The organism is Bradyrhizobium sp. B117, assembly GCF_038969555.1.
Lineage (GTDB): Bacteria > Pseudomonadota > Alphaproteobacteria > Rhizobiales > Xanthobacteraceae > Bradyrhizobium.
This window is the reverse complement of sequence record NZ_CP152414.1, coordinates 85,308-108,294: the sequence shown is the minus strand read 5'-3', so window position 1 is coordinate 108,294 and position 22,987 is coordinate 85,308. Positions and strand designations below refer to the sequence as shown.

The window sequence follows — 22,987 nt, the reverse complement described above, 5'->3', positions numbered from 1 at the left end:
TGCAGGCTCGTCATTTTCACGAGCCTGATGCCGTCCGAGCCATTTTCGAGTTGATCTGTGCTGTTCAGCCGCCGAACCATCGTCATCGCGCTCCTGCTGAGCGCAGCGTCTTCGGCATGGGCGCAGACCCAGGACAGGGCCGCGCTGGTGCGCGAGGCTTTCGCATCGCCTTACGGCAAGGCGCTGACCGTCGAGCTCGGCAAGGCATTGCGCGCCAGCGCGGATCCCGCGTGCCTGGCCGAAAAGGGGCTTGCGGCAGATCAGCTTGAGCCGCGCGGCCGCGACATCGTCATTTCATGGGGCACGCGCATGCTGGAGAGCACGGGCACCCTCATCGATCGGCAGAACGCCGCCAATCCGTTCCCCGGCGCAGCCGAGCGGGAACGCCTCGAGCGCAATGCAGACGTCAAACGCTTTCTTGCGATCGAGGAGCCGATGCGACAGGCCCGGAGCCTCGATCTGATCTTCGAGCATTTCGACCGCTACGTTCTGCTCAGCCGGATCAAGCTCGGCGCGGTGTCGCCGGTCGCGACCGGCAACAAGGAATTGCTCGATCGCAATCCGACCGGGGCGACCGAAGACGCGCTGGAAAAATTCGTTGCGAAGACCAAGTCGTCCGTGCTGAAACGTTTCCTGCAATTGTCCGAGCAGGCAGCGCTCGCCCAGCAAGACGCGATCGGGAAGAGCTCATCACCGCCGCCGCTTGCGCATACATACTTCCGCGGCGTCGAGAGCGAACTCGCCGAGCTCTGCATCCGCTCCGGCAAATGAGACGTCAGGCGCCGCGCGAGCGCAGCGCGGCCTCCAGCGCCTCGCTCGAGCAGGGCTTTTGCAGCCGGGACCGCGCCTTGAATTCGGCCGGGATCCGGGTTTCGGCGCCGTAGCCGGTCACGAACACGAACGGGATTTGCGCCGCCGCCAGCCGCTCGGCGACGGCGAAGCTCTTCTCGCGGCTCAACTCGACGTCGAGCAGCGCAAAATCCGGTGCACGCGCCGCGATCGCGTTCAGCGCCTGCGCCACCGATCCGACGGTGCGCACGCTCTTCGCGCCAAATCCAAGCAGGCGATCCTCGAAATCGATCGCGATGATCGGATCGTCCTCGACGATCAGGATATCGCTGGGCACGTCGGCCGAGCCGTTCGGGGAGGCAGGTATCATGGTGCTGGCTATCGAGGGCTGCATGTTTTTGTGCCTTAAGGACAGCCTCAGCCCGACGCCTGCGCCCAGCGCATCGGAGGGTTCCCGGAACGAAACTCACCACAGAACAGTTTTAACGTCTGTCCACTTGTGCACACAGCCAGGACGCGGAGCTCGCTAGTGTTGAAAGGAGAGCAGGGGATCGACGATGGACGCGCGCATCAGCAAGACAACCGAGGTCGACACCAGGCCTCTCAACAATCTGTTGCGGCGCTTGAGCGCGGCGGATTACGCGCTGCTGGCGCCGCACGTCACCGTTGACAAGGCTGCGGCGAGCGAGCTGCTCTACAGTCCCGGCGACGACGTCCAGGTCGTGCACTTTCCCTGCGGACCATCGCTTGCGACTTTTCTCGTCCCCAACGAAGACGGCCGTGATGTCGAGACCATTCTGGTCGGCCGCGAGGGCGCGGTGGGCGGCATCGTCAGCGAGGGATTCCTGCCGGCCTATACACGCATCTGCGTGAAGTTCGGCGGACCGTTTGCGCGCATCCATGTCGGCAAGCTCGAAGCGGCCAAGCAACGCTCGGCCTCGCTGCGCAACATCTTTGCCCGCTACGCCGACTGCATGCTGGCGCAGATCTTCCAGTCCACCGCCTGCAACGCCATCCACTCGATCGAGCAGCGCACGGCCAAATGGATTCTGGCGGCGATGGAGCGTACCGGCGACGACAGCAGCGTGCCGCTGACCCACGAACAGCTCGCGACGCTACTCGGAGTGGGGCGCAGCTATGCGAGCCGCGTGCTGCAATCGTTCAAGGCGGAAGGCGTGCTCGACACACGGCGCGGCTCAATCCTGGTCCGCAACCGCGACGGCCTGCGCCTGCGCGCCTGCCTGTGCAACGACGCGGTGAAGATGCACTTCGAGGAGGTGCTGCGGGGCGTGTATCCGACCGAGGAGCGAGAGGCCAGCTAAGGGTCTTGCTTCTTCCTTCTCCCCTTGTGGGAGAAGGTGGCTTTGCGAAGCAAAGCCGGATGCGGGGTCTCTATCCGCGCACACCGCGGCGGCTGAATTCGCGGAGACAACCCCTCACCCAAATGAGGTTGTGGCTGATACGGAGCTGCCCTCTCCCACAAGGGGAGAGGGCACAAAAAAAGCGCGCCGCGCCTTTAAACGTGATCGTGCTATGGTTGTCCCCGCATGAGCGGGGCTTTTCTTCACACGATCTTCGACATTGCGGCGTGGCTGGCGGCCGCAGCCGCCGTTTACTGGCTGTCGCGACAGCGTTTGCGGTTTCCGGCGCAATCGTTCGAGCTGCCTTACATCGCCGCGCTGGTGTTCGGCGCCGGCCTTGGCGCCTATCTGTTCGGCTCGGTCAATCTGTGGCTGTCGGGGCAGAGCGGCACTGCGCGCTCGGTCGAGGGCGCGCTCGCCGGCGGCATCGTCGCGATCGAGCTCTACAAATGGACCGCAGGGATCGCGGTCCGCACCGGTGCGCGGTTTGCCCTGCCGCTCGCCCTCGGCATCGCGATCGGGCGGCTCGGCTGCTATTTCGCGGGCCTCGACGATTTCACCTATGGCACGGCGATGGCATTGCCCTGGGGCCATGATTTCGGCGACGGCATTTTGCGCCATCCCGTGCAGCTCTACGAGAGCGCGGCGATGGCCCTGTTCGCCCAGCTCTATGTGCTGGCGGTCGTGAACCGGAATGCGTTTGTGATCACCAATGGATTCTACCTGGTTCTCGCTTTTTATGGAGCGCAGCGCTTCCTGTGGGAATTCCTCAAGCCTTACGGCCCGCTGATCGGCCCCTTCACGCTGTTTCACCTGCTGTCGCTCTCCATCCTGCTCTACGCCGCCGTCATGCTGGCGACGGCGCGCCAAGCGAGGCCTGTGCATGAACGCGCCGCTGCGTAAGTCGCGCCCTTACATCTTCTGGGGCCAGACCCAATCCCTTTGCGAAACCTGCCTGAAACTGGTGCCGACCAAGATCCAGATCCTCGACAACGAGGTCTGGTACGAGAAGCGCTGCCGGGAGCACGGCGTCCAGTCGACGCTCGTGTCCACCGACGCGGCCTATTGGCGCCTGTGCAAGGATTTCATCAAGCCGGGCGACCGGCCGCTGCAATTCCAGCAGCGCACCGAATACGGCTGTCCCTATGATTGCGGCCTCTGTCCCGACCACGAGCAGCATTCCTGCCTGGCGCTGATCGAGATCACCGAGCATTGCAATCTCACCTGCCCGGTCTGCTTTGCAGACTCCGCGCCGGCCCGAACGAAATTCACTCCGCTCGCGACGATCGAGAAGATGCTCGACGCGCTGGTCGCCAGCGAAGGGGAGCCCGACCTCGTGCAGATTTCCGGCGGCGAGCCGACACTGCATCCGGATTTCTTCGAGATCCTGGACGCGGTGCGCGCCCGCCCGATCCGCCACGTCATGATCAACACCAACGGCCTGCGCATCGCCCGCGAGAAGGATTTCGTGGCGCGGCTCGCCGAGAACAGGCGCGGGCTCGAGATCTATCTCCAGTTCGATTCGCTTCAGCGCGATGCGCTGATCAATTTACGCGGCGCGGATTTGCGGAAAATCCGCCAACAGGCGCTGGAGAATCTCGAGCATTACGGCGTGTCGACCACGCTGGTCGCGACCATCAAGCGCGGCGTCAACGACACCGAGATCGGCGACATCGTCCGCCACGCCCTCACCTGGAAATGCGTGCGCGGCGTCACGCTCCAGCCGGTGCAGGATGCCGGCCGCAACGAGAATTTCGACAAGGCTACCGACCGCATCATGCTGTCGGAGATCCGCAACCGCGTCGTCGAGACCGGTGTGTTCGGCGACAAGGACATGATCCCGCTGCCCTGCAATCCCGAGAGCATCTCGATCGGCTACGGCCTGCGCAATGGCGAGAAGGTGCTGCCGCTGACCTCGCTGATCCCGCAGGAGCAGCTGGTCGCGGTGATGCCCAACACCATCAGCCCGGAAAAATATCCGATGCTGAGGGAGAAATTCCAGGAAAAGTTCTTGGACCTGTTCTCGCTGTCGTCGGGCCCGCTCAACACCTCCGAGCGCGTCTGCGAGCTCTTGTGCTGCCTGCCGAGCTTTCAGGTGCCGGAAGGACTCAGTTACGAGAACGTCTTCCGCGTCACCATCGTGCAGTTTCTCGACCGCTTCAATTTCTGCATCGGCAACGTCAAGCGGAGCTGCATCCATTTCGTGACGGAGCAGGGCGCGATCATCCCGTTCGACACCTACAATCTGTTCTATCGGAACGGCAAGATCGACGGCATCCGCGCCGGGCTCGAAGGGCAGACCTATCGCGAGGCAAGGCAGCGCGAGGAGGCACCACGATGAGCGACACGCCTCCGCCGGTTCTGCCACCCGTTCCGACGGCCGGCGAGGCACGAAGCGGCTGCCTGACCGCGCTCATGGTGATCTCGGGGCTCGTCCTGCTGCTGCCGGGCCTCTGCGCCCTGCTGTTCGGCGCAGACTCGGTGATCGACGGGGGCAAGATCGATTCGGACATCGCGCCGCTGGTCTTCCTGGGCCTCGTCGTCGGCATCGGAGGCGTCGCCCTGATCTGGGCGGCGATCAAGGGGCGGAAGGCCCCCGCCCACCCCGGAACCCAGCCCTAGGCCCCGGGAATGCCCGGACAAAATTCAATCAACCAACCAGCAAAGAACACATTGTTTTTTGGCGGTTTTTGCATATATTGCGCCGCAAACGCGTAGGGTGCCCGGTCGAGCTGACCGGGCTTCCTTTTTGGGCGAAGCCGGCCCCGTTTTCCACGTTTCCAGCGTTGTCCGTGAAGAGGTCCCGGTCCGACCGGCGAGATCGCGCTTAACCCATTGTTCGACCGCAAAGAAGCTCACTCATGAACCTCCGCAACGTCGCCATCATCGCCCACGTCGACCACGGCAAGACGACCCTTGTCGACAAGCTCCTCCAGCAATCCGGCACGTTCCGCGAAAACCAGAAGGTGACCGATCGCGCCATGGACTCCAACGACCTGGAGCGCGAGCGCGGCATCACCATTCTGGCCAAGGCGGCCTCGGTGCAGTGGAAGGACACCCGCATCAACATCGTCGACACCCCCGGCCACGCCGATTTCGGCGGTGAGGTCGAGCGCATCCTGAACATGGTGGACGGCGCCCTGGTGCTGGTCGACGCCGCCGAAGGCCCGCTGCCGCAGACCAAGTTCGTGGTCTCCAAGGCGCTGAAGGTTGGCCTCAAGCCGATCGTCGTCATCAACAAGGTGGACCGCCCCGACGCGCGCCCGACCGAGGTCATCAACGAGGTGTTCGACCTGTTCGCGGCGCTCGACGCCAGCGAGGAGCAGCTCGACTTCCCGATCCTCTACGGGTCGGCCAAGCAAGGCTGGATGGCGGATAGCCCCGAGGGTCCGCAGGACAAGGGCATGGAGCCGCTGTTCGAGCTGGTGCTGCGCCACGTCGCGCCGCCGAAGGTCGAGGAAGGCCCGTTCCGCATGATCGGCACCATCCTCGAGGCCAACCCCTATCTCGGTCGCATCATCACCGGCCGCATCTCGTCCGGCGTGCTCAAGCCGAACCAGCAGGTCAAGGTGCTGCATGCCGATGGCAAGCTGGTCGAGTCCGGCCGCATCACGAAGATCCTGGCGTTCCGCGGCCTCGAGCGCACCCCGCTCGAGGAAGCCGAAGCGGGCGACATCGTCGCCATCGCGGGCCTCACCAAGGGCACCGTCGCCGACACCTTCTGCGATCCGACCGTCGAGGTACCGCTGCCGGCGCAGCCGATCGATCCGCCGACCGTGTCGATGTCGTTCATCGTCAACAACTCCCCGCTCGCCGGCACCGAAGGCGACAAGGTGACGAGCCGCATGATCCGCGACCGTCTGCTGCGCGAAGCCGAGGGCAACGTCGCGCTGCGCGTCGTCGAATCCGCCGACAAGGACGCGATGGAAGTGTCCGGCCGCGGCGAATTGCAGCTCGCGATCCTGATCGAGACCATGCGCCGTGAGGGCTTTGAGCTCTCGGTGTCGCGTCCGCGCGTCGTGTTCCAGAAGGACGAAGCCACCGGCGGCGCCATGGAGCCGATCGAGGAGGTCGTGATCGACGTCGACGAGGAGCATTCCGGCGTCGTCGTGCAGAAGATGAGCGAGCGCAAGTCCGAGCTGATTGAGATGAAGCCGTCCGGCGGCAACCGTCAGCGCCTGGTGTTCTACGCGCCGACCCGCGGCCTGATCGGCTACCAGGGCGAGCTGCTCACCGACACCCGCGGCACCGCGATCATGAACCGCCTGTTCCACGGCTACGCCCCGTACAAGGGCGAGATCCAGGGCCGCCGCAACGGCGTCCTGATCTCCAACGACCAGGGCGAGGCGGTGGCCTACGCCATGTTCAAGCTGGAAGACCGCGGTCCGATGATGATCGAGCCAGGCTGGAAGGTCTACAAGGGCATGATCGTCGGCGAGCACACCCGCGACAACGATCTCGAGATCAACGTGCTCAAGGGCAAGCAGCTCACCAACATCCGCACGACGTCGAAGGACGAAGCGGTGCGCCTGACCCCGCCGATCCGCATGACCCTGGAAAAGGCGCTCGCCTATATCGAGGACGACGAGCTCGTCGAGGTCACCCCGAAGTCGATCCGCCTGCGCAAGAAGCACCTCGACCCGAACGAGCGCAAGCGCGCGGAAAAGGCCAAGGAAGCGGTGGCTTAAGGCCACGCCGCCAACTGTCATTCCCCGCGAAGGCGGGGAATCCAGTACGCCGCGGCCTCTCCGTACTTCACAATCGTCTCTGGAATACTGGATCACCCGCCTTCGCGGGTGATGACAGTTCGTTTTGTGGTGGCGCTTCAGCGAACGTGCTAGAGCCGACCCATGAGCTCCCTCCCTTCCTCCGTCGACGTCGCGATCATCGGGGCCGGTGCCGCTGGTCTCGGCGCCGCGCATGCGCTTGATGGCTCGGGTCTCTCCGTGATCGTGCTGGAGGCACGGGGTCGGCTCGGCGGCCGCGCCTGGACCGTGCAGGCCTCGCCCGAAGTCATCTTCGACGTCGGCTGCGGCTGGCTGCACTCGGCCGACAAGAACTCGTTCGTCGCAATCGCCAAGAGCCTGAATTTCGAGGTCAACACGGATCTGCCGCCCTGGCGTGACCGTGCCTTTGGCGAGGTGTTTCCGGAGCGTGAGCGGGATGAGTTCGCGCGCACGATCGACGAATTCTACGAGCGCGTCAGCGAAGCTGCGGAAGCGGGCGAGGATGCGCCGGCCGAGCGCTATCTCGAGCCGGGCAATCGCTGGAACCCGATGATCAATGCCGTCTCGACCTATGTGAACGGCTCTGAGCTCGATCGGGTCTCGATCCTCGATATGGACGCCTACGAGGACACCTATTTCAATTGGCGCGTCCGCGCCGGCTATGGTGCGCTGATCGCGGCCTATGGAGCCTCCTGCCCGGTGGCACTGAACTGCAACGTCTCGCTGATCGACCATTCCGGCAAGCGCATCCGGATCGAGACGTCATCGGGCACGCTCACCGCGGACAGGGTGATCGTCACAGTGCCGACCAACCTGATTGCGAATGAAGCAATCCGCTTCTCGCCGCCGCTGCCGGCCAAGGTCGACGCCGCATGTGGCCTGCCGCTCGGCGTCGACGACAAGGTGGTGCTGGCGCTGCAGGATGCGGAAGCCTTTCCAAAGGAAGGCAATCTGCGCGGCGCCACCATGCGCACCGCAATGGGCACCTACCACATCCGCCCGTTCGGCCAGCCCTGCATCGACGGATTTTTCGGCGGCAGCTTCGCGCGCGAATTGGAGGACGCCGGCGAGGGCGCCTTCGCGGCGCAGAGCATCGACGAGATCGCGGACTATTTGGGCAACGACATCCGCCGCAAGCTGAAGCCGCTGGCAGAGTCGCGCTGGGGCCACGACCGCCTCGCTCGCGGCGCTTACTCGCATGCGCTCCCTGGCCACGCCGGCGATCGCGCCGTGCTGGCCGCGCCGGTCGACGGTCGGCTGTTCTTTGCGGGCGAGGCGACATCGCCGCACTTTTTCTCGACAGCCCACGGCGCGCGCGACAGCGGCGAGCGCGCGGCGAAGGAAGTGCTGGCCGCTCTCGCCAAGCCGTGACGAATTTACTCGATCACCCGCGCCCGCAGATCCGCATCCGGCACGAAGCACGCGTCGTACTTCCCTAAAATGCGATAGCGGTTGCGCGCGATGAGGCTGTAGACGGGGTCCCGCAGCGGCTTCGGCACGGCGAACAGCATGCGCACCCAGCCCCAGCCTGGGAGCTGAGAGAGCACTGTCAGCGCGGCGTCCGACTTCATGAAGACATCGCCGCCATGGACGACGGCATTGGTATCAGGGTCGTTGGGATCGATGCCGAATGTGCGCGCCAGCCGGGCACCATAGTCCGACTGGATCGGCGTGAAATGAAAGCGCTTCGCCGTGTCGCGCTTGGCGACGAAACGCACCCAGCGCGAGCAGAAGACGCAGACGCCGTCGAACAGGATCACGTCGTCATCGGGCCATTTGCTCATCAGACTCTCTTTTTCACGCATTTTCTTCACGCGAACCGGGATCCACTTCGCTCAAAAACGCTATCGATTATCCAGCATCAAGAGCGCGACCAGCATCAGCACGATCGCCGGCCCTGTCTTCACCAGCGCGCCGAGCGGCTCGATCCAGAGGTCGGGCGTGAGGATCGCTGCGCCCACCATGTAGCCGAGCGAAGCAACAATGCCCGTCACCAGCCCGATCGCGGCCGTGCGGCGGAAGGCGATCAGCATGCCGATGCTCATGTCCATCAGGCTGGTGCCGATGGTGATGGGATCGACCAGCGCCGGCGGGAAGTTGTGTACCGTCAGGATGCCTACGGCGGCGCGGTAGGACACGAATAGCGCGATGAAGCCGGAGACGAGCCAGAACGCGACCAAACTGGCGACAATCAGCGCCTTGATCAGGAACAGCCGCGCGAACCATTTGTCCTGGATGGCGGCGGGATGGCGCCCGATCGTCTCGGCGAGCGACTTCGACGCGATGCCCGTGGCGGCGATCCATGCCGAGGGATCACCGCTCACGCCGCGGCGCAGCTCGGCGATGGCGGTGGAGCGCATCGGCGGCATCCAGCCGAGATAATTGGCGAGATCGCCGATCCTCGCGCCGAGATCGAGCATGAGCGAGGGCATCGCGAGGCGAGGCCAGCCGTCCGTGCCGAAGGCGTGGCGGAACTGCTTGATGACGCCGGCCATGGTAATCGGCTCAGGCTGCATCAGGTCCCAGGTCACGGCTTTCACGCCGGCATCGCCGATGTCGCGTGCGGCGAGCCAGGCGATGGTGGCCGAAATATCCTCAATCGCCACGGGCTGAAACGGCGTCGCCATCTCCTTCGCAGGCAGGTCGAGCGGGAAGGCGGCGAGCGCGCGCAGCATGGCGCTGCCGCCATAGGCTGAGGGCGCGACCACGAAGCCCGGCCGCAAAATGGCGTGGGGAATGCCGGAGGCCGCGATCAGGCGTTCGGCCTCGCGCTTGGTCGTTGCGAAGGCGGTGCGATCGGCCTCTGCGGTCCCGGGAATCGAGATGTGAACCAGCCGGATCACACGGCCGCTGCCACCGACGGCCTGAAGCAGACGCGCGACGAAATCGCGATGCACGGCATTGGTGTCGCTGCCAGGGCCATCCTGGAGCACGCCGAGACAGTTGACGACGACATCCACCGCGCGCTCGCTGAAGAGGCGCGTCAGCGCGGCCGCATCGAGCGAGAGGATCGGCAGCTCGAGATCCAGCGCGCTCGTCTTCTGCGCTGGCGACAGGCTACGCGCGACGCCGACGACACGAAAGCCCCGCGCGCGAAGATCGTCGGTGACGAAGCGCCCGATCAGGCCGGAGGCGCCGAGCACCAAAATGGTCCGCTCACTCATCACGTCTCTCAAAATGGTTTGGCGATCATCAGCCACAGGATCAGCATCGTCGCGCCGAAGCCGGGGAAGCCGAACGCGAACCAGCGGCGGAACAGCAAGAAGTAGCGCTCCGGCAGCGCGCTGCGTTGCTCGGCGGCCTTGCGCGCGAGATCGCGCATCTCGATCTGCATGAAGACGACGGGGACCCAGAACAGGCCGGCAAAGACGTAGAGCGCGAGCGAGGCCAGCAGCCAGCGCTCGGTGATCGGCGTCGCCGACAGCGTCATCAGCAGGCCGCCCGTGAGCGGCTGGAGCAGCACGGCCGAAAGCGTGAAGATCGCATCCGCGATCACCACCACCGACGCGGTGCGCGCGATGAACGCGACATCGCGTGTCCGATGCGCCATCAGCATGAAGAAGGCAATGCCGGTTCCGGTGCCGAGGATAATGACGGCGCCGAGCACATGAAAGAATTTGACCAGGAAATACAGCGTCATGGCTTCTTGGTCGCCACAGGCCTCGACGGGTTCAGCGCGCGCGCGAGCTCGCTGCTTGCGGCTTTGACCCCGGCCTCGGTCTCGATCATCCAGTGCCCCTCGCTGCCGACGGCGGGCAGCGTGTGGAAGAGGGCGTTGCCGCCGGTGGTGCGAAACGCATCGGCCATTCTCTGCGACAATGCCGGTGCAAAATAGCTGTCGTTTGCGGCAACGAGCCAGGTGACGGGAATCCGCGCCGCCTTGCCGAACTCAGCCACTGCCGCCAGAAGCGTATGCGGCGCGCAGATCCGGTTCGGCTCATCATTGGCATGGCCACCGCGGCCCGGCGCGAACGCAACGATCGCAGCGACGGCGTTCGGATCGGCATTGGCCAGCGCCAGCGCGCCCCAGCCGCCGGCGGAATGGCCGATCACGATGGCTGCGTCCTTGCGAATAAAATCCTGCTTTCGCAAGAATTTCAACGCGCGCAAGATTTCGTCCGCCGTCGCGCGGCCGGAGCGCGCGTAATCCGCTTCGTCGCAGCCGCCCTGGTCCTCGACATAGCGGCCGCCGGTCGCACCATGGCCGAGCCGCTCCGGCACCAGCACGGCGAAGCCACGTGCGACGAGAAAGGCCGCGAGCGCGCGGTATTCCGGCTGCGGCATTTGCGCGCGACGCAACACGTTCTGCGTCGAGGCATGCGCAATCACTGCGAGCCGGAATGGACCAGCGCCGGCTGGGCGAAACAACAGCGCATGCGCGGCAATGTCGGCCTCGGGCGATGGCACACGCCATTGTTGGCGGCGAAACGGTTCGCGCTCCTCCCCCGACGCACCGAATGTGACCTCTGCACACAGCGGTGCCGCCGTCAGCAAGGCCAGCACAGGCAGGAGAGCGAGAGCGTTGAAGAGTCGCATGAATTGCCAAAGGCGAACACGGACAACCGACAGCGAGACTAGTAGGAACGAATCATTCTGGGCGGACTTTCTGCGCTGCCATTGCCGTTCATTCGTTGCCGCAAGGCAATTTTGCACCGACGCACGGCGCTGCGATGCCATTCGAACTGGCGTCCTGTCTTTTTTCGGTACAACATGGTTCAAATACTGATGCACAAAGTCCACACGTTAACCGATAATTAACGATAGGTCTTGCCGCCGGCGCGGCGACTTGGTTTGATCACGCCCATGAGCACAACCCTGATCGAGGTCCGGCCGGCCAAAACTGCAGATGCAACTGCAGTGGCGTCCACCCATGACGAAGCCTGGCGTTCCGCCTATCAGGGCATCATTCCCGGCGCCGAGCTGGAGAAGCTGATCAACCGCCGCGGCCCGCAATGGTGGGACAGCGCGATCCGCAAGGGCAGCCGCGTCAGCGTGCTCGTGTTCGGCGACAAGATCGCGGGCTATGCGAACTATGGTCGCAACCGCGCGCGCAGCCTGCACTTCGACGGCGAGATCTACGAGCTCTATCTGCGCCCCGAATTCCAGGGCCTCGGCTTCGGCCGTCGCCTGTTCGCCGCCGCTCGCCGCGACTTGATGCAGAGCGGCCTGAAGAGCATGGTGGTGTGGGCGCTCTCGGACAACGATCCCGCCACCGAATTCTACCGTGCCCTGGGCGGCCGCATGGTGGCGCGTTCCTCCGAGCGTTTCGGGCCGAAGTCGCTCGACAAGGTTGCCTTCGCTTGGACCAATTAAGCTGCTGAAACTCTAACCGGCAGCCTTTCCCTCCGCCGATACCGCCAGCCTTTTCCGCCGGTGATCGCGGGATTCATTATTTCACAAAAACACGATGGATCGGCGGGCCAAGCCCGCGTATGACAGCGCCAAAATCGCTGCCGGGCGCGATTTAAACCTCGGCAATAACGGAGCCTTGAATGCGTATCGATGCGGTCTCGATCGGGAAGAACGTCCCCCACGACGTCAATGTCATCATCGAAGTCCCCGTGGGCGGCGAACCGATCAAATACGAGATGGACAAGGAGGCCGGCACGCTGGTGGTCGACCGCTTCCTGTACACGCCGATGCGTTACCCCGGTAACTACGGCTTCATCCCGCACACGCTGTCCGACGACGGCGATCCCTGCGACGTGCTGATCATCAACACCCGCGCCATCATCCCCGGCGCCGTGATGAGCGTGCGCCCGGTCGGCGTGCTGTTCATGGAAGACGAAGCCGGCGGCGACGAGAAGATTCTCGCGGTGCCGTCGTCGAAGCTGACGCAGCGCTACGACAAGGTGAAGTCGTATTCCGACCTGCCCGACATCACGCTGCAGCAGATCCAGCACTTCTTCGAGCACTACAAGGATCTCGAGAAGGGCAAGTGGGTGAAGATCTTGCGCTGGGGCGGCCCGGACGAAGCCCACAAGCTGATCCTCGAAGGCATCGAGCGCGAGAAGAAGAAGAAGGGCTGATCTTTCCCCCTCGCCCCGCTTGCTTCGCAATCCGACCTCTCCCCGCAAGCGGGGCGAGGTGAAGAAACCCTACACCGCCGGCTTCGGCAGCCCGGCGATCGCGCACGCAGCGCGCAGCGTATTCACCAGCAGGCACGCCACCGTCATCTGGCCGACGCCGCCGGGCACCGGCGTCACTGCGCCGGCAACGCCAAGCGCTTCCTGATAGGCGACATCGCCGACGAGACGGGTCTTGCCGTCCTCTTTCGGAATGCGGTTGATGCCGACGTCGATCACAGTTGCGCCCGGCTTCAGCCAGTCGCCGCGCACCATCTCCGGCTTTCCAACTGCCGCGTAGACGAGGTCCGCGCGCTTCACGAGGCCGGGCAGATCGCGCGAGCGGGAATGCGCGATCGTCACCGTGGCATTCTCGTTCAGCAGCAATTGCACCAGCGGACGGCCGACCAGGTTGGAGCGGCCGATGACGATGGCGTTCAGGCCTTCGAGCGAGGCGTGCACGCTCTTGGTCAGGATGATGCAGCCGAGCGGCGTGCAGGGCGACAGCGCCTCGAAGCCGCCGGCAAGGCGGCCGGCATTGTTCGGATGCAGGCCGTCCACGTCCTTGGCGGGATCGATCGCATTGATGACGGCCTCGGTGTTGAGCCCCTTCGGCAGCGGCAGTTGCACCAGGATGCCGTGTACGGCGGGATCGCGGTTGAGCTTTGCGACGAGCGCGAGCAGATCTCCTTGCGAGACGTCGGCCGGCAGCTTGTGCTCGAACGAAGCCATGCCGGCCGCCTGGGTCTGGGTGTGCTTGGAGCGGACATAGACCTCGCTGGCGGGGTCGTTGCCGACCAGCACCACCGCAAGGCCCGGCACCAGATTGTGCTCGCGCTTGACCCGGGCGACCTCATCGGCGACGCGCGCGCGGAGCTCCGCGGCAATGACCTTTCCATCGATGATCTTGGCCGTCATGTCAGTTCCCTCAGTCTGTCGATTTGGCGTCTGCTGATTTGGCTTGGGCCAGCCGGCGCAGAGCTTCGCCGAGCCGCCCCGGATCGCCGTCAACCGCGATCTGCTTCAGCCGGGAGGTGGCACCGGATAGCAGTCTTACATTGGCCTTGGGCACGCCAAGCAATTTCGCCAGCAGCACCAGAACGGCCTTGTTGGCCTCGCCGCCATCGGCGATTGCGCGCACCCGCACCTTGAGCACGCTGCGGCCATCGGCCAATTGCTCGATCCCGTCGATGTCGTCGCGGCCGCCGCGCGGCGTCACCCGCAGCGCGATGCTGATCCCTGCGGCAGAGTAGCGCCAAGGTTCCCTAAAAGCGTCGTTGGCAACCAAGGCGCTCCAGCCTGCTCAGATCACGTTAGGGTAGATGTAGTACAGAATCACCCGCTCGATGAACATGATGATCAGAATCACGATGATCGGCGAGATGTCGAGGCCGCCGAGGCTCGGCAGAAAATTGCGAATCGGCGCCAGGACCGGCTCGGTGATCCGGTACAGGAACTCCGCCACCGCCGACACGAACTGGTTGCGGGTGTTCACGACGTTGAAGGCGATCAGCCAGGACAGGATCGCAGAGGCGATCAGCAGCCAGACGTAGAGGTCGAGCACGATGATGACGATGTCGAGAACGGCACGCATGGCTTTTGAAGACTCTGGCTGCGGGTGGGATTGACGTCTTTCGCTAGATATCGGTTCCCCCCGGCCCAAACAAGGGAAGTCGGTGCCCGGATGGCTAAAACCCCCTTACACCCCGTCCTTGACTTGACCTTGGCGGGGACTTAAATGGCGCCCGGTTGTCGGCCGCGTTTACCAGAGCGGCCAGCAAAGGGGCCATAGCTCAGCTGGGAGAGCGCGTCGTTCGCAATGACGAGGTCGGCGGTTCGATCCCGCCTGGCTCCACCACGCTTCGCCCATCAGGCTACGCGTGGCGCAGCCGCGCGGAGCCTGATGGGTGAAGCGTGGTGTCCGGCGAAGCCCGCAGGGCGAAGACGGACTGTCTCCGATCAGCTCCCCCTTACCTCCCCGTAAACCTTGGCGGCCGCTTCTCCATGAAGCTCGCGACGCCCTCCCGGAAATCGCTCCCGTTCAGCGCCACCATCATCTCCCTGTTGGCCTCGATCGTCGCCTCGGCCAGGGTCTGGAACGGCACCTCGTAGAGCTGACGCTTGATCACGGCCATCGCGCTCGGCGAGACGAAATCGGCGAGGTCGCGCGCATAGGCGTAGGTCTCCTCGCGCAACTTTTCCGGCGAGCACAGCCGGTTCACCAGCCCGATCCGCAGCGCCTCCTCGCTGGAGACGCGCCTCGCCGAGAGCAAGAGATCCAGTGCATTGGCGTGGCCGACGATGCGCGGCAGCATCCACGACATGCCGTGCTCGGCGATCAATCCGCGCCGCGCGAATGCCATCGTGAACACCGTATTGTCGGCGGCAAGGCGCAGGTCGCAATAGAGCGCGTGGACGAGGCCGATGCCGGCGGTCGCGCCGTTGAGCATCGCGATGACGGGCTTACCGATCGATGGATAGAAGCCGTAGCGCGTCTGCCAGTCCGGCCTGCGATTCATGTCGAACGGCGGCAGGTTCGATGCGCGCCTGACGTCGTTGGGATCGAGCCCTTTCAGCGCATCCATGTCGGCGCCGGCGCAGAAGGCACGGCCCGCGCCTGTCAGCACAATCACGCGGACATTGTCGTCGGCGCTCGAGGCTTCCATCGCATGGCGCACGTCGCGCTCCATGATCGGCGTCCACGCATTCATGCGATCGGGACGGTTGAGCGTGATGGTCGCGATCTTGTCGCTCACCTCGTAGAGAATGTGCTCGTAGGCCATGGCGCTCTCCCTTTGCCGGCACGCGTTCGGGCGTGCTCGTTGGCAGCAAGCCTAGCATATCGAGGGAAGAGGCAAGAACTTGCGCCAAGGAATTGCGCCAGGGAATTGCGCGAAGACGCGATCACTCGGCGGCTTGCGCCAGCACCACGCGGCGCGCCAGCCAGCCGTCGATGAAATGATCGAGCCAGGCGCGTTCCGCCACATCGTACACGGCGCGATCCGCGAAATGATGATGCCGCTCGCGCGCGCCAGGCGCGCTGAGGCCGTCATAGCCGCGCGTGGTCCAGCAATGCATCATCGCGTAGGTCACATCGGGATGGAACTGCACGCCGAAGGCATTGCCGGCGCGGAACGCCTGGATCGGAAAATCATCGCCTTCCGCCAGCAATTCGGCGCCCCGCGGCAGTTCGAAGCCTTCGCGATGCCAGTGATAGACCTGCGCCGGCCAGTCCGGGCAGAGCGCGTGTCCTGCGGCGGTCGGGCGGATCGGATAGTAGCCGATCTGGGTCAGCGCCTGCGCATGCGGCGCGACGCGCGCACCGAGCTGCATCGCCAGCATCTGCGCGCCCAGGCAGATGCCGAGGAGCGGCCGCTGTTCGCGGAGCGCAATTTCGATCCAGTCGATCTCGCGGCGGATGTAATCGTCGGGATCGTTGGCGCTCATCGGGCCTCCGAAGATCACGGCGCCGGCATGGCGGTCGAGCGTTTCAGGCAAGGGATCGCCGAAGCGAGGACGGCGAATGTCGAGACCATGGCCGAGCGCGCGCATCGCATTGCCGACGCGGCCGGGTGTCGAGGATTCCTGATGCAGGACGATCAGCACCGGCAGAAGGGGTTCGGAGGCGGCGGCGCCCGGCGCCCTCTTTCGGAAGGGTACCAGTTCTGCGCCACCAAACCTGTCCGTCCGGAACGACATGGCCTCTGCGAGTGCTATCGGTTCAGTTCGCCAGCATAGCTAAGCGAAGGTTAACATCGTGTGAGTTCGCGCACACACGCCTCGAGATTAAAGCAAGCTCCGGGCCACTACGGGGGCGCTCAAAGCGTTTTCGAGCGAAGCGGATACCGGTTCGCTCGAAAACGCGTCAAAACAACAAATTCAGCGCCGCTGCCGCTGAAACCGGCTGGTGGCGGACAGGATGAAGCCGCGCGGAAAGAATCGCAGCGCGAAGGGCACGATCTTGATGCCGAGGCCGGGCAGCACTGCCCGTTTGTTGGCCATCAGGCCGCGATAGGCCTCACGCGCAACCGCCGTGGCCGACACATTGAGCAGCGCCGTATCATGTCCGGAGCCGACGCCGGCGCGTGCCTGGAATTCGGTCGGCACCGGACCCGGGCAAAGCACGGTGACGCGAACGCCGCGCGGCGCAAGCTCCGCCCGCAGCGCTTCGGTCAGGGAAATCACATAGGCTTTGGAGGCGTAGTAGACGGCCATGCCGGGGCCGGGCAGGAAACCCGCGACCGACCCGACATTGAGAAGGCCGCCCTTGTTCCGGATCAGCTGATCGGCAAAGCGCAGCGACAGATCGGTCAGCGCCCTGACGTTGACGTCGACGATGCCGACCTGCTCGTCGCGGTCGCGCTCGATGGCATCGCCGAACACGCCGAAGCCGGCGTTGTTGACAAGATGGTCGAGCTCGACACCTTCGGCCGCAAGCGCCGCAGCGATCCTCTCGCCGGCGTCGGTGTCCTGAAGATCGCAGGCGATCACGATCGGCTTCTTGCCGCACTTGGTGGACAGCTCGTTCGCGAGCGCCTCAAGCCGGTCCGCCCGTCGCGCCGTCAATGCGAGACGGTGGCCATTGGCGGCGAACACGCGCGCCAGCTCCGTACCTATCCCCGCCGAGGCACCGGTGATCAACGTTACCCGCTCAGTCACGATCGACGTCTCTTGAATTGAAGTTTTTGCCCCGCAATGCCGGAACGAGAGCATAGGCCATGCGTGGCAGGCAAGCGGTGCTGTCAGCATGGCCGCTTGAACCGGCGACAGGGCGCGCAGGAAAACCGCGGAATTTGCGGGTGAAGCCGATACCGGCGCTGCGGCGGCTACATTAAAGTTTCGTCATGTGGTCGGTACAACCGGCAGGCCGCCGGGCCGAATCGGCTCAGCCGCCGATGGCGTCGTCCTTGACCTGGCTACCGTTTTGGCCACCGGCGCGCTCGGCAATGGCATGCTTCAAGTCGATGCGGTCGCGCTGGGAGATCCCGAGCAGATCGGAGGCGCGCCAGACGACGTTGTCCTCGAACTCACTGACCTGGCCGTCCGCATAGACCAGCTCCCACATCATCCGGACGATGCGCTTGCGGCCCTCTTCGTCGAGCGAGCGCATGATGACGCTGGTGAAATGATACAGATCGACCGCCTCGCCCTCGACCTGGGTCGCATCCGCGATCAGCCGGTCCGCGGTGCCGCGATCGAGCCCGAAATGGCTTTCAATCAGGCTGTGCAGCTTGCGCTGCTCGGCTGCCGTCGGCTGGCCATCCAGCGACACCACGTGGACCAGCAGCGCGGTCGCGGCCAGGCGATAATCGCCGTCGTCGAAGGCGCGATTCTGATCATGCGGAGCGACAATGTCGGCGATGAACTGGCGCAGGCCGTCGAGCATATAAGGTCCTACCGAAATCGATGACGCCGCAACAAGCGCGGTCGTGACCAGCATTATATGAGCGGGAAACCCAACCGGCGCAATGTGCGTCAGTTGCGCGCGCCATTACGTTTCGGCAATCTGGGCTGCCTCATTCACCGTCATGGCCGGGCTTGTCCCGGCCATCCACGTATATCCGCTAGCAAAGACGTGGATGCCCCGATCAAGCCCGGGCATGACGAAGGAAAGTGCAGTGCGCATCCATCTCCACGTCGTCATTGCGAGCGTAGCGAAGCAATCCAGACTGCCGCCACGGAGAGATTCTGGATTGCTTCGTCGCAAGTGCTCCTCGCAATGACGGAGAGTGTGTGGGACCGCGACCATCACTCACGGTATCTCGTACACCACCATCTTGTCGGCGATGCCGCGCAGCGCGGCCTGCTTCTGGATCGGCTTGATCGCGCGACGCTCGAGCACCTCGGCGACCGCGGGAGCATCGAGCACCGGGCCCGTGATGTGGATCTCCTGCGCGGTCGACAGGCTCTGCACGCGCGCGGCGATGTTGACGGTCTGCCCGAAATAATCCTGCCGCTCGTTCAGCATCACGGCGAGACACGGCCCTTCATGGATGCCGATCTTGACGATGAGGTCGGCGGTGCCGCGCTGCCTGTTGAGCTCGTCCATCGCCGCGCGCATCCGCAGGCCGGCAACGATCGCGTGCTCGGGACGGACGAAGGTCGCCATCACGGCATCGCCGATGGTCTTCACCACCGCGCCCTTCTCGGAGGAGATGATCTCGAGCAACGCGTGGAAATGCGCGCGCACGAGATCGAAGGCGGCGAGATCGCCGACGCGCTCGTAGAGCGCGGTCGAGCCCTTCAGGTCGGTGAACAGGAAGGTGAGGGAGGTGATCTGGAGTCGCTGATCGAGGCTGAGATTGTCCGCCTTGAACACGTCGCGAAAGGTCTGGTTCGACAGCATGCGCTTGGCGGTGAGGAACGGCTTGCGCTTGCCGATGAGATGATGAAGCGCCTCGGCCGCGATGAACACAGACGGCAGCACGCGCACGCCGGCCTGGTTCTCCAGCGACAGCCGCAGCGGACCCGGCCGCATCGTCGTGGTCCCGGTCGGCGCCTGCACCTTGTTGTACATGATGGCGAGCTGCTGGCGATCCTTGGTCGGCTCGCCCTGGACGTCGATGAACTGGGCGGCGTGCGTCACCGGCTCGAAGATGATGATGAAGTCGTTCGGCAGCTGCAGCGACATCGTCGCCTTCTCGCCGGCCGGCAGCTCCATCGTATCCAGCGTCACCTCGTTAGCCAGCGTCGCAAACGATTCCTTGTTGAAGTCGACGCCCGAGCTCCAGAACACCTGCTTGAAATACTCCCACACCGGCAGCGTATCGGGGTCATGCGCGGCGATGCGCCGGACACGCGGATTCACGGTGAAGGAGACCTCGACCTGATCGTCGACCGAAGCCTTGTAGCCGCAGGCGCAGAGCGCGCAGTGGTAATCGTCCGGCTTGAGCGCCTTCAACGTCGTGTGGGCGCCCAGCACGCCGCCGCAGCCGGGGCACAACACGTTCCAGCCGAGATCGAACAATCCGAGCCGCGCCGCGTGCAGGAAGGTGGAGATCGCGTGCTCTTCGTCGACGCCATGGTGCCTCGCGAAGTCGAGCACATTGACGCGGTTGAGTTCGTGATCCTCGCCGTCCGCGATCATCTGCGCGATCGCATCGACCACCTTGGCGTCGGCGGTCTGCTTCAGAACGGAAAACTGGGCCTGGATGTCGCTCATGGCGCAACTCTATCTCTCTTGGATCACGCCATCGGCCAGGCCATCGCCTGTCACCGACGCGTGATGCGGAACATGGGTGAGTGGTCCGGCTGGGTCGTGACGACGCCGAGCGGAATCACTGGAGTCGTCGTATCCGCGAGCTCGACGCGGAACGCGCCGATCAGGCGCGCCAGCGCCAGCACCGATTCGGCCTGTGCGAACGGCGCGCCGACGCAGACGCGCGGCCCCGCGCCGAACGGCAGATAGGCGAAGCGATCGGGCGCCTCCGCCGACATGAATCGTTTTGGAATGAACGCATTCGGCTGGTCCCACAGCTTCTCGTGCCGGTGCAGCAGCCAGGGCGCGATCATGATGATGTCGCCCTTGCCGATCTCGACGCCGGCCGCATTGTCCTTCTCGCGCGCCGCACGCGCGACCAGGAAAGCGGGCGGATAGAGCCGCATCGTCTCCTCGATCACCGCGCGGGTGAATTTCTGCCGGTCGATGTCGGCCATGCTGTCGAGATGCTCGCCGCTTGTCTCGAGCGCCACCTCCTCCTGCGTCTCCGGATCGAGCGCGAGCAGATAGAGCGCCCAGAACAGCGCGGTCGCGGTGGTCTCGTGACCAGCGAGGATCATGGTCGCGACCTCGTCGACGAGCTGCTCGTCGGAAAAGCCCTTGCCGGTCTCGGGATCGCGTGCGGCGTCCATGAGATCGAACAGGTCGCGCGGCGGCGCGCCGTCCTTCTTGCCCATCTTGCGCCGCTCGGCGATCAGCATCGCGACGAATTCGGTCCAGCGCTCGCGGAAGCGGGCGCGGGCGAAATCCATCGGGGTCGGCCAGGACACCGGCAACAGCATGTCGAGGAAATACGGCCGTCCCAACCGCTCGCCGTACTCCATGACGAAATTGCGCAAGGTCGGCCCGTGCCGATCCATCCCGAACGAGAACATCGTCCGCCCGGCGATCTCCAGCGTCATGCGCTGCAAGATCTCGCGCAGATCGACCGGCTCGCTCGTGCGCGTTTCGAGCTTCGCAATGGTCTCGTCGAGCACCGCGGTCATGTGCGGAACCAGATTCGCGGTCGCGCGCGGCGTGAAGGCCGGCGCGAGCGTGCGGCGCTGAAACGTCCAGGAATGGCCTTCCGCGATCAGAAGGCCGTCGCCGAGCACGGGACGCAGCATGCGGATGCCGGCCGGCGTGCGCGTGTAATTCTCGTAATTGCTGAGCAGCACGTGCCGGATCGCATCCGGCTGGTTCAGGATGAAACTGTTGCGGAGGAAGAAGCGGCCCTTGATGACCTCTTCCTCGTAGGCACGCTGGCCCCAGGTTGCGATCATGTTGCGCCTGATTACCGCGACGCGGCCGAGGAACGACATGTCGTCGGGCGCGCGCGGCGGGGCCGGGGGGACGATGGGCCGACGCACACTGGCGATATTCATGGCTCCCTCCCGAGAGATATGGCGCAGGTCAATAGCTAGTAAGTCAGCTCGGCAATCGCAATCCTGTTCTCGGCGGCAGGCCAGAGCCGTGCCACAATCCGTTCTTCGCCGAACTGGGCCACGATGTTACGCCCGACCTCGCTGGCGGGCAGACGCAAGGTTGCCGCCGCATCCGTGGGCACGCCCGGCTTGACGTCGGCCGGCTCCTTGCCGTCGAACAGCACCACGTCCCGCGGCAGGCCCAAATAGCCGCGCGGGCGCGACATGATCACGACCGCGCCGGCATCCTTGTCTGCGGGGCCGAGCGGGCGCGCAGGCCTGAGATGCACGAGATCGGACGAGCGCGGGAACGGCGAGCGGTAGATGTGCGTCGTCGGCGCCTCCGACGATGTCAGGACGAATTCGAGCGACCATGAAGGATCGACCTGCGCCGGTCCCCAACGGCCGTCGACGCCGGTCTTCGCGCTGTGCACCGCATTGCCAATGCGCTCGCCGGTTTGGGGATCGACGCGGAAGACATCGACGGTTGCGCCCGCGACCGGACGATTGGTCGGCGCGCCGCCCGGGGTGCCCGTGACCAGGCCGCTCAGCCTGACGCTCTGCTCCGGCACGATCGCGATCCGCGCGGGCTCGCGTCCCGCGATGAACTTGTAGATCTCCCGGAAGGCGCGCGGGTGGAAGGCCACCTCGCGATGGTCGAGCGCGCCGAGCACGAGATTGGTGGCGCCCTTGAGCTCCGGCCCCTCGTTGGTCACATTGGTCGGCGTGCCGGGCTTGCCGATGAAGCGGCCGTCGGCTTGCGCATATTTGTCCATGCCGTCGCTGCGCAAGGTCAGGAAGGCAACGCCCGGCGTCACCTCGCTCTCGCCCTCGTTCAGGCCGCGCAGGAACGGGCCGCGGCCATTGAACTCGTTGTTGGGCTGATCGTCGGTCGCGAACACGCCGTGATTGGGCGTGCCGCACAAGACGGCGTAGCTGACGTCGCCGGCCCCGCCGCTTCTGATGACGTTGCGGATCGCATTGCCGCCGCGCGAGCTGCCGACCAGTGCCACGCGCGGAGCGCCAGTCCGGCGCTTCAGGTCCGCGATGGCGGCGGCAAGCTCGCGGCGCTGGTCCTCGATCGAGGAGCGACCGGCCTGCTCGACCGTGTCGTCGCTGCGCGCCAGGGGATCAGTGAAATTGATCGCCATCATGCGATCGCGCGCGATGCCGTTGGATTCCATCCGCCAAAGCGTCGTCATCCAGAGCGCGTCATAGTCGCCATTGCCATGGACGAACAGGATCGGCGGCACCTCGACGGTCTGGGCCGCGGGCGCGGTCTGGGCCAGCGCCCCCGTCCGCAAGCTCGCAACCGCGAAAGGCAGGCTGCTCACCCCTTGCAGAATTGTCCGTCGCGACAGCTTCATCTGTTCCTCCCCGGCAAGACTATCTTTGCACCGCTTATACCGGCCTAACCACTGGA

The 22,987-nt window shown here is 64.8% G+C and carries 24 protein-coding genes and 1 tRNA gene; 10 read left to right on the top strand and 15 right to left on the bottom strand.

Annotation, left to right across the window (positions count from 1 at the left end; all coding sequences use genetic code 11):
- The first annotated feature begins 57 nt into the window (after positions 1-57).
- The gene (locus AAFG16_RS00540; protein WP_342736473.1) at positions 58-771 is read left to right on the top strand and encodes a hypothetical protein; all 714 of its coding nucleotides are present in this window, start codon (positions 58-60) and stop codon (positions 769-771) included.
- A gap of 4 nt (positions 772-775) precedes the next feature.
- Here AAFG16_RS00540 and AAFG16_RS00535 read toward each other — a convergent pair whose 3' ends face one another.
- Positions 776-1,159, bottom strand: coding sequence for a response regulator (locus AAFG16_RS00535; protein ID WP_283083068.1), 384 nt, complete (start codon positions 1,157-1,159; stop codon positions 776-778).
- A 187-nt stretch (positions 1,160-1,346) separates the two neighbouring features.
- On the opposite strand from AAFG16_RS00535, the gene AAFG16_RS00530 reads away from it, so the two are divergent.
- From AAFG16_RS00530 to AAFG16_RS00505, 6 genes are all read left to right on the top strand, one after another.
- Positions 1,347-2,111: a Crp/Fnr family transcriptional regulator gene (locus tag AAFG16_RS00530; RefSeq protein WP_342736471.1), complete on the top strand. Its 765-nt coding sequence runs from the start codon at positions 1,347-1,349 to the stop codon at positions 2,109-2,111.
- Positions 2,112-2,336: 225 nt separating this feature from the next.
- A complete protein-coding gene (locus tag AAFG16_RS00525; protein WP_342736469.1) occupies positions 2,337-3,053 on the top strand; it encodes a prolipoprotein diacylglyceryl transferase family protein in 717 nt (238 codons plus the stop codon).
- Complete coding sequence (locus AAFG16_RS00520; protein ID WP_342736467.1) at positions 3,034-4,491, top strand: radical SAM protein; 1,458 nt, start codon at positions 3,034-3,036, stop codon at positions 4,489-4,491. The genes AAFG16_RS00525 and AAFG16_RS00520 overlap by 20 nt, the downstream gene beginning before the upstream one ends.
- Positions 4,488-4,772, top strand: a complete 285-nt coding sequence (locus AAFG16_RS00515) for a hypothetical protein (protein WP_342736465.1) — start codon at positions 4,488-4,490, stop codon at positions 4,770-4,772. The genes AAFG16_RS00520 and AAFG16_RS00515 overlap by 4 nt, the downstream gene beginning before the upstream one ends.
- A gap of 239 nt (positions 4,773-5,011) precedes the next feature.
- Positions 5,012-6,838: a translational GTPase TypA gene (gene typA / locus AAFG16_RS00510; RefSeq protein ID WP_342736463.1), complete on the top strand. Its 1,827-nt coding sequence runs from the start codon at positions 5,012-5,014 to the stop codon at positions 6,836-6,838.
- Positions 6,839-7,000: 162 nt separating this feature from the next.
- Positions 7,001-8,248 (top strand): NAD(P)/FAD-dependent oxidoreductase, encoded by a 1,248-nt coding sequence (locus AAFG16_RS00505; protein ID WP_283083062.1) that lies wholly within the window; start codon positions 7,001-7,003, stop codon positions 8,246-8,248.
- Between the two features lie 5 nt (positions 8,249-8,253).
- Here the strand turns inward: AAFG16_RS00505 and AAFG16_RS00500 are convergent, their stop codons facing one another.
- The 4 genes from AAFG16_RS00500 to AAFG16_RS00485 are packed head-to-tail and all read right to left on the bottom strand — an operon-like array spanning position 8,254 to position 11,413.
- Positions 8,254-8,661 carry a DCC1-like thiol-disulfide oxidoreductase family protein gene (locus tag AAFG16_RS00500; protein ID WP_283083061.1) on the bottom strand — a complete coding sequence of 136 codons (408 nt, stop codon included), beginning with the start codon at positions 8,659-8,661 and terminating at the stop codon, positions 8,254-8,256.
- A 60-nt stretch (positions 8,662-8,721) separates the two neighbouring features.
- A complete protein-coding gene (locus AAFG16_RS00495; protein WP_283083060.1) occupies positions 8,722-10,041 on the bottom strand; it encodes an SDR family oxidoreductase in 1,320 nt (439 codons plus the stop codon).
- Between the two features lie 8 nt (positions 10,042-10,049).
- Complete coding sequence (locus AAFG16_RS00490; protein WP_283083059.1) at positions 10,050-10,517, bottom strand: DUF2269 domain-containing protein; 468 nt, start codon at positions 10,515-10,517, stop codon at positions 10,050-10,052.
- On the bottom strand, positions 10,514-11,413 hold the full coding sequence (locus AAFG16_RS00485; protein ID WP_342736460.1) for an alpha/beta fold hydrolase: 900 nt from the start codon (positions 11,411-11,413) through the stop codon (positions 10,514-10,516). Before AAFG16_RS00485 ends, AAFG16_RS00490 begins: the two co-directional genes overlap by 4 nt.
- A 267-nt stretch (positions 11,414-11,680) precedes the next feature.
- Here AAFG16_RS00485 and AAFG16_RS00480 point away from each other — a divergent pair, with 267 nt between their 5' ends.
- Positions 11,681-12,190, top strand: coding sequence for a GNAT family N-acetyltransferase (locus AAFG16_RS00480; RefSeq protein ID WP_342736458.1), 510 nt, complete (start codon positions 11,681-11,683; stop codon positions 12,188-12,190).
- A 179-nt stretch (positions 12,191-12,369) separates the two neighbouring features.
- Positions 12,370-12,906: an inorganic diphosphatase gene (gene ppa / locus AAFG16_RS00475; RefSeq protein WP_235541995.1), complete on the top strand. Its 537-nt coding sequence runs from the start codon at positions 12,370-12,372 to the stop codon at positions 12,904-12,906.
- Positions 12,907-12,975: 69 nt separating this feature from the next.
- Here ppa and folD read toward each other — a convergent pair whose 3' ends face one another.
- The 3 genes from folD to AAFG16_RS00460 are packed head-to-tail and all read right to left on the bottom strand — an operon-like array spanning position 12,976 to position 14,536.
- Positions 12,976-13,860: a bifunctional methylenetetrahydrofolate dehydrogenase/methenyltetrahydrofolate cyclohydrolase FolD gene (gene folD / locus AAFG16_RS00470; RefSeq protein ID WP_283083058.1), complete on the bottom strand. Its 885-nt coding sequence runs from the start codon at positions 13,858-13,860 to the stop codon at positions 12,976-12,978.
- A gap of 10 nt (positions 13,861-13,870) precedes the next feature.
- Positions 13,871-14,230 (bottom strand): DUF167 domain-containing protein, encoded by a 360-nt coding sequence (locus AAFG16_RS00465; RefSeq protein WP_342736455.1) that lies wholly within the window; start codon positions 14,228-14,230, stop codon positions 13,871-13,873.
- Positions 14,231-14,245: 15 nt separating this feature from the next.
- Positions 14,246-14,536, bottom strand: a complete 291-nt coding sequence (locus AAFG16_RS00460; RefSeq protein ID WP_283083056.1) for a YggT family protein — start codon at positions 14,534-14,536, stop codon at positions 14,246-14,248.
- Between the two features lie 188 nt (positions 14,537-14,724).
- Here AAFG16_RS00460 and AAFG16_RS00455 point away from each other — a divergent pair.
- Positions 14,725-14,800: transfer RNA gene (locus AAFG16_RS00455), tRNA-Ala, on the top strand.
- 112 nt (positions 14,801-14,912) lie between these two features.
- Here the strand turns inward: AAFG16_RS00455 and AAFG16_RS00450 are convergent.
- From AAFG16_RS00450 to AAFG16_RS00420, 7 genes are all read right to left on the bottom strand, one after another.
- Complete coding sequence (locus AAFG16_RS00450) at positions 14,913-15,725, bottom strand: enoyl-CoA hydratase (RefSeq protein WP_342736453.1); 813 nt, start codon at positions 15,723-15,725, stop codon at positions 14,913-14,915.
- A gap of 121 nt (positions 15,726-15,846) precedes the next feature.
- Complete coding sequence (locus AAFG16_RS00445; protein WP_342736451.1) at positions 15,847-16,641, bottom strand: glutamine amidotransferase; 795 nt, start codon at positions 16,639-16,641, stop codon at positions 15,847-15,849.
- A gap of 180 nt (positions 16,642-16,821) precedes the next feature.
- The gene (locus AAFG16_RS00440) at positions 16,822-17,601 is read right to left on the bottom strand and encodes an SDR family oxidoreductase (protein WP_283083053.1); all 780 of its coding nucleotides are present in this window, start codon (positions 17,599-17,601) and stop codon (positions 16,822-16,824) included.
- A gap of 226 nt (positions 17,602-17,827) precedes the next feature.
- A complete protein-coding gene (locus AAFG16_RS00435; RefSeq protein WP_342736448.1) occupies positions 17,828-18,328 on the bottom strand; it encodes a TerB family tellurite resistance protein in 501 nt (166 codons plus the stop codon).
- Positions 18,329-18,694: 366 nt separating this feature from the next.
- Complete coding sequence (locus tag AAFG16_RS00430; RefSeq protein ID WP_342736446.1) at positions 18,695-20,104, bottom strand: adenylate/guanylate cyclase domain-containing protein; 1,410 nt, start codon at positions 20,102-20,104, stop codon at positions 18,695-18,697.
- 50 nt (positions 20,105-20,154) lie between these two features.
- Positions 20,155-21,525 (bottom strand): cytochrome P450, encoded by a 1,371-nt coding sequence (locus AAFG16_RS00425; RefSeq protein ID WP_342736444.1) that lies wholly within the window; start codon positions 21,523-21,525, stop codon positions 20,155-20,157.
- A gap of 35 nt (positions 21,526-21,560) precedes the next feature.
- Positions 21,561-22,931, bottom strand: a complete 1,371-nt coding sequence (locus AAFG16_RS00420) for a hydrolase (RefSeq protein WP_342736442.1) — start codon at positions 22,929-22,931, stop codon at positions 21,561-21,563.
- Positions 22,932-22,987: the final 56 nt, after the last annotated feature.

What these genes read in the sequence shown, in the direction of transcription:
- AAFG16_RS00535 (WP_283083068.1), bottom strand. Translation starts at nt 1,159, where the DNA reads ATGATACCTGCCTCCCCGAACGGCTCGGCCGACGTGCCCAGCGATATC.
- AAFG16_RS00530 (WP_342736471.1), top strand. Translation starts at nt 1,347, where the DNA reads ATGGACGCGCGCATCAGCAAGACAACCGAGGTCGACACCAGGCCTCTC.
- AAFG16_RS00525 (WP_342736469.1), top strand. Translation starts at nt 2,337, where the DNA reads ATGAGCGGGGCTTTTCTTCACACGATCTTCGACATTGCGGCGTGGCTG.
- AAFG16_RS00520 (WP_342736467.1), top strand. Translation starts at nt 3,034, where the DNA reads ATGAACGCGCCGCTGCGTAAGTCGCGCCCTTACATCTTCTGGGGCCAG.
- AAFG16_RS00515 (WP_342736465.1), top strand. Translation starts at nt 4,488, where the DNA reads ATGAGCGACACGCCTCCGCCGGTTCTGCCACCCGTTCCGACGGCCGGC.
- typA (WP_342736463.1), top strand. Translation starts at nt 5,012, where the DNA reads ATGAACCTCCGCAACGTCGCCATCATCGCCCACGTCGACCACGGCAAG.
- AAFG16_RS00505 (WP_283083062.1), top strand. Translation starts at nt 7,001, where the DNA reads ATGAGCTCCCTCCCTTCCTCCGTCGACGTCGCGATCATCGGGGCCGGT.
- AAFG16_RS00500 (WP_283083061.1), bottom strand. Translation starts at nt 8,661, where the DNA reads ATGAGCAAATGGCCCGATGACGACGTGATCCTGTTCGACGGCGTCTGC.
- AAFG16_RS00495 (WP_283083060.1), bottom strand. Translation starts at nt 10,041, where the DNA reads ATGAGTGAGCGGACCATTTTGGTGCTCGGCGCCTCCGGCCTGATCGGG.
- AAFG16_RS00490 (WP_283083059.1), bottom strand. Translation starts at nt 10,517, where the DNA reads ATGACGCTGTATTTCCTGGTCAAATTCTTTCATGTGCTCGGCGCCGTC.
- AAFG16_RS00485 (WP_342736460.1), bottom strand. Translation starts at nt 11,413, where the DNA reads ATGCGACTCTTCAACGCTCTCGCTCTCCTGCCTGTGCTGGCCTTGCTG.
- AAFG16_RS00480 (WP_342736458.1), top strand. Translation starts at nt 11,681, where the DNA reads ATGAGCACAACCCTGATCGAGGTCCGGCCGGCCAAAACTGCAGATGCA.
- ppa (WP_235541995.1), top strand. Translation starts at nt 12,370, where the DNA reads ATGCGTATCGATGCGGTCTCGATCGGGAAGAACGTCCCCCACGACGTC.
- folD (WP_283083058.1), bottom strand. Translation starts at nt 13,860, where the DNA reads ATGACGGCCAAGATCATCGATGGAAAGGTCATTGCCGCGGAGCTCCGC.
- AAFG16_RS00460 (WP_283083056.1), bottom strand. Translation starts at nt 14,536, where the DNA reads ATGCGTGCCGTTCTCGACATCGTCATCATCGTGCTCGACCTCTACGTC.
- AAFG16_RS00450 (WP_342736453.1), bottom strand. Translation starts at nt 15,725, where the DNA reads ATGGCCTACGAGCACATTCTCTACGAGGTGAGCGACAAGATCGCGACC.
- AAFG16_RS00445 (WP_342736451.1), bottom strand. Translation starts at nt 16,641, where the DNA reads ATGTCGTTCCGGACGGACAGGTTTGGTGGCGCAGAACTGGTACCCTTC.
- AAFG16_RS00435 (WP_342736448.1), bottom strand. Translation starts at nt 18,328, where the DNA reads ATGCTCGACGGCCTGCGCCAGTTCATCGCCGACATTGTCGCTCCGCAT.
- AAFG16_RS00430 (WP_342736446.1), bottom strand. Translation starts at nt 20,104, where the DNA reads ATGAGCGACATCCAGGCCCAGTTTTCCGTTCTGAAGCAGACCGCCGAC.
- AAFG16_RS00425 (WP_342736444.1), bottom strand. Translation starts at nt 21,525, where the DNA reads ATGAATATCGCCAGTGTGCGTCGGCCCATCGTCCCCCCGGCCCCGCCG.
- AAFG16_RS00420 (WP_342736442.1), bottom strand. Translation starts at nt 22,931, where the DNA reads ATGAAGCTGTCGCGACGGACAATTCTGCAAGGGGTGAGCAGCCTGCCT.